This is a genomic window from Leptospira interrogans (assembly GCF_900156205.1).
GTDB lineage: Bacteria > Spirochaetota > Leptospiria > Leptospirales > Leptospiraceae > Leptospira > Leptospira interrogans.
Map to the genome: position 1 here is coordinate 40,001 of NZ_FTNA01000014.1, position 2,500 is coordinate 42,500.

Sequence of the window (2,500 nt, forward strand, 5' to 3'; positions counted from 1 at the left end):
GTGAGTTCGGTTTAAAAGCTGTTACTTCCGGAAGATTGACTGCTAGACAGATCGAAGCCGCAAGGATCACTATCAATCGCCAGGTAAAAAGAGGCGGAAAACTCTGGATTAGGATTTTCCCTCACACTCCAATTACTAAAAAACCAGCTGAAACTCGGATGGGAAAAGGAAAGGGAAACCCTGAGTTCTGGATTGCAGAGATTCGGCCTGGTAGAATTCTTTTTGAGATGAGCGGTATCGATGAAGAAACCGCAAAGAAAGCCTTGAGCTTGGCTTCTTACAAACTACCGATTCATACCGAATTCGTAAAAAGGTCTGCTCTATGAAAAAGATCAAATTACAAGAATTGAAAGACAGCGAAATTTTAGAGCAACTCGAAGAAGCGAGAAAGGTTTTGAGAAATTCTCGTTTTCAATATGGAGTGGCTCGTTCTTTGGAAAATCCTAAGATTATCTCTAATACGAAGAAAAAAATCGCGAAACTTCTTACTATTCAGAGAGAAAGACAATTGAAGGCTAATCCTGGAGAAAGAAAATCTAGAGTTTTTTCCAGAGCAAAAAGAAAGAAAAAAAACCTCGCGAGATTAAGCGCGAAAGCGAAGGGCTAAGAAGAATTTATGACAGCCGGAAAACAACATATTAACAAGTCGCTTCTATATGAGGGAAGAGTTGTGAGCAACTCTATGAATAAAACCGTCGTGATTCTTGTGGAAACTAGAAAAACTCATCCTAAATTCAAGAAAATCGTCAGAAGGTCTGTTAGACTGAAAGTTCACGATGAAAAAAATGAATGTGTGGTTGGGGATAAAATTCTCGCGATTGAAACCCGTCCCTTATCTAAAGAAAAAAGACATAGATTGTATAAAATTGTAGAGAAGGCGAAGTGATATGATCCAACAAGAAACATTATTACAAGTCGCCGATAATTCTGGAATCAAAAAGGTAATGTGTATTAAGGTACTGGGCGGATCCAAAAAGCGTTACGCTTCCGTGGGAGATGAAATCATCGTCGCGGTAAAAGACGCTCAACCTGCTTTTGGTTTGAAAGATTCAACCGGTAAAAAAGTTCATAATAAAGCGGTTCAAAGGGCCGTGGTCGTAAGAACTACCAAAGAAATCAGAAGACCTGACGGATCTTATATTCGTTTTGACGACAACGCTTGCGCAATCATAGACGACAAAGGAAACCCAAAGGGAACCAGGATTTTCGGACCGGTTGCCCGTGAACTCAGAGATAAAAAATATGCTAAGATTATCTCTCTGGCTCCGGAGGTACTATAATGGCTAAATTAACTTATCGCGGTTCCGAATATACGAAATTCAAAAAGTTCCGTATTAAAAAGAACGATGAAGTAATTTGTATTACTGGAAAACACAAAGGAAAAAGAGGAAAGGTTCTTTCTATCGATAAGAAAAGAGACCGAGTCATTGTAGAAGGTTTAAATAAAAGGAAAAGATTTATGAGACCGACTCAAGAAAATCCTCAAGGTGGAGTAATTGAAGTAGAAGCTCCCATTCATATTTCTAATGTGATGTTCTATGACCCTAAGAAAAAAAAGAAAGCTGGGGTTCGAGTTGGATTCGAAACCGTTAAAGGGAAAAAAGTCCGTGTAAGCAGACCGGATAAAAAAGAGTTATAATTCATGGCAGCTAGACTCAGAACTAAATATAAAAAAGAAATCGTTCCTGAATTAAACAAAAAGTTTAAATTCTCTTCCATCATGCAGGTTCCTCGTTTAGAGAAAATCGTACTGAACGTGGGTATGGGAGAGGCTCATACAAATCCTAAAGCTCTCGAAGCCGCAGTGGAAGAATTGGCGCTGATTACTGGACAAAGACCGGTAAAAACAAAGGCAAAAAAATCTATCGCTGGGTTTAAAATCCGAGAAGGAATGAGTTTAGGTTGTATGGTCACTTTGCGCGGAGACTATATGTATGAGTTTCTAGACAGGTTGGTAAACGTGGCTCTTCCAAGGGTTCGTGACTTCAAAGGAGTGAGCGAAAAAGGTTTCGACGGTCGTGGTAATTACAACATGAGCATTAAAGAACAGATCATCTTTCCGGAGATCAAAGTTGATAAGATCAACACTCTCTATGGAATCAATATGACTTTTGTAACCAATTCAAAATCGAACGAGGAAGCTTATAGCCTACTTGCAGCTTTTGGAATGCCTTACAGGAACCAGAAATAAGGAGTAATCTTCAAAAGTTATGGCTAAAACTTCTATAACCGTAAGACATCAGAGGAAAAAAAAGTTCGAGGTAAGAGAATACAATCGTTGCCCGATCTGCGGAAGATCGCGTGGGTATCTCAGAAGATTTGATATGTGCAGAATTTGCTTCCGGAAACTTGCGAGCGGCGCTCAAATTCCTGGCGTAGTAAAATCATCCTGGTGAGAGAGAGGAAATATAAATCATGAGTATGTCAGATCCAATCGGAGATATGCTGACCCGCATCAGAAATGCAGGGAGAGCGAAACATGAGACTTGCCTGGTTCCGG

The 2,500-nt window shown here is 39.8% G+C and carries 8 protein-coding genes (2 of these 8 cut by a window edge); all 8 read left to right on the plus strand.

The window, feature by feature from the left end; genetic code table 11:
• Tightly spaced (at most 19 nt apart), the 8 genes in view from rplP to rpsH form a layout consistent with a single transcriptional unit that may run on beyond the window.
• Nucleotides 1–326: the 3' portion of a 50S ribosomal protein L16 gene (gene rplP / locus BW942_RS12350; protein ID WP_000950835.1), read on the plus strand. The gene continues 88 nt to the left of window position 1, outside the view; only the last 326 of its 414 coding nucleotides appear in the window; the start codon falls outside the window, past its left edge; the stop codon is at nucleotides 324–326.
• On the plus strand, nucleotides 323–607 hold the full coding sequence (gene rpmC / locus BW942_RS12355; RefSeq protein WP_000721426.1) for a 50S ribosomal protein L29: 285 nt from the start codon (nucleotides 323–325) through the stop codon (nucleotides 605–607). The genes rplP and rpmC overlap by 4 nt, the downstream gene beginning before the upstream one ends.
• A gap of 9 nt (nucleotides 608–616) precedes the next feature.
• The gene (gene rpsQ / locus BW942_RS12360) at nucleotides 617–886 is read left to right on the plus strand and encodes a 30S ribosomal protein S17 (protein ID WP_000123883.1); all 270 of its coding nucleotides are present in this window, start codon (nucleotides 617–619) and stop codon (nucleotides 884–886) included.
• A gap of 1 nt (nucleotide 887) precedes the next feature.
• Complete coding sequence (gene rplN / locus BW942_RS12365) at nucleotides 888–1,280, plus strand: 50S ribosomal protein L14 (RefSeq protein ID WP_000615917.1); 393 nt, start codon at nucleotides 888–890, stop codon at nucleotides 1,278–1,280.
• A complete protein-coding gene (gene rplX / locus BW942_RS12370; protein WP_001096782.1) occupies nucleotides 1,280–1,639 on the plus strand; it encodes a 50S ribosomal protein L24 in 360 nt (119 codons plus the stop codon). The genes rplN and rplX overlap by 1 nt, the downstream gene beginning before the upstream one ends.
• 3 nt (nucleotides 1,640–1,642) lie before the next feature.
• Nucleotides 1,643–2,191 carry a 50S ribosomal protein L5 gene (gene rplE, locus BW942_RS12375; RefSeq protein ID WP_000741297.1) on the plus strand — a complete coding sequence of 183 codons (549 nt, stop codon included), beginning with the start codon at nucleotides 1,643–1,645 and terminating at the stop codon, nucleotides 2,189–2,191.
• Between the two features lie 19 nt (nucleotides 2,192–2,210).
• The gene (locus BW942_RS12380; RefSeq protein ID WP_002153498.1) at nucleotides 2,211–2,396 is read left to right on the plus strand and encodes a type Z 30S ribosomal protein S14; all 186 of its coding nucleotides are present in this window, start codon (nucleotides 2,211–2,213) and stop codon (nucleotides 2,394–2,396) included.
• 19 nt (nucleotides 2,397–2,415) lie between these two features.
• A protein-coding gene (gene rpsH / locus BW942_RS12385) for a 30S ribosomal protein S8 (protein ID WP_000062824.1) crosses the window boundary here: on the plus strand, nucleotides 2,416–2,500 show its beginning. It continues 317 nt past the right edge of the window; 85 of the gene's 402 nt are visible here — the first part of the coding sequence; its start codon is at nucleotides 2,416–2,418; its stop codon lies beyond the right edge, outside the window.

What these genes read in the sequence shown, in the direction of transcription:
- rplN (WP_000615917.1), top strand. Translation starts at nt 888, where the DNA reads ATGATCCAACAAGAAACATTATTACAAGTCGCCGATAATTCTGGAATC.
- rpsQ (WP_000123883.1), top strand. Translation starts at nt 617, where the DNA reads ATGACAGCCGGAAAACAACATATTAACAAGTCGCTTCTATATGAGGGA.
- rpmC (WP_000721426.1), top strand. Translation starts at nt 323, where the DNA reads ATGAAAAAGATCAAATTACAAGAATTGAAAGACAGCGAAATTTTAGAG.
- BW942_RS12380 (WP_002153498.1), top strand. Translation starts at nt 2,211, where the DNA reads ATGGCTAAAACTTCTATAACCGTAAGACATCAGAGGAAAAAAAAGTTC.
- rplE (WP_000741297.1), top strand. Translation starts at nt 1,643, where the DNA reads ATGGCAGCTAGACTCAGAACTAAATATAAAAAAGAAATCGTTCCTGAA.
- rplX (WP_001096782.1), top strand. Translation starts at nt 1,280, where the DNA reads ATGGCTAAATTAACTTATCGCGGTTCCGAATATACGAAATTCAAAAAG.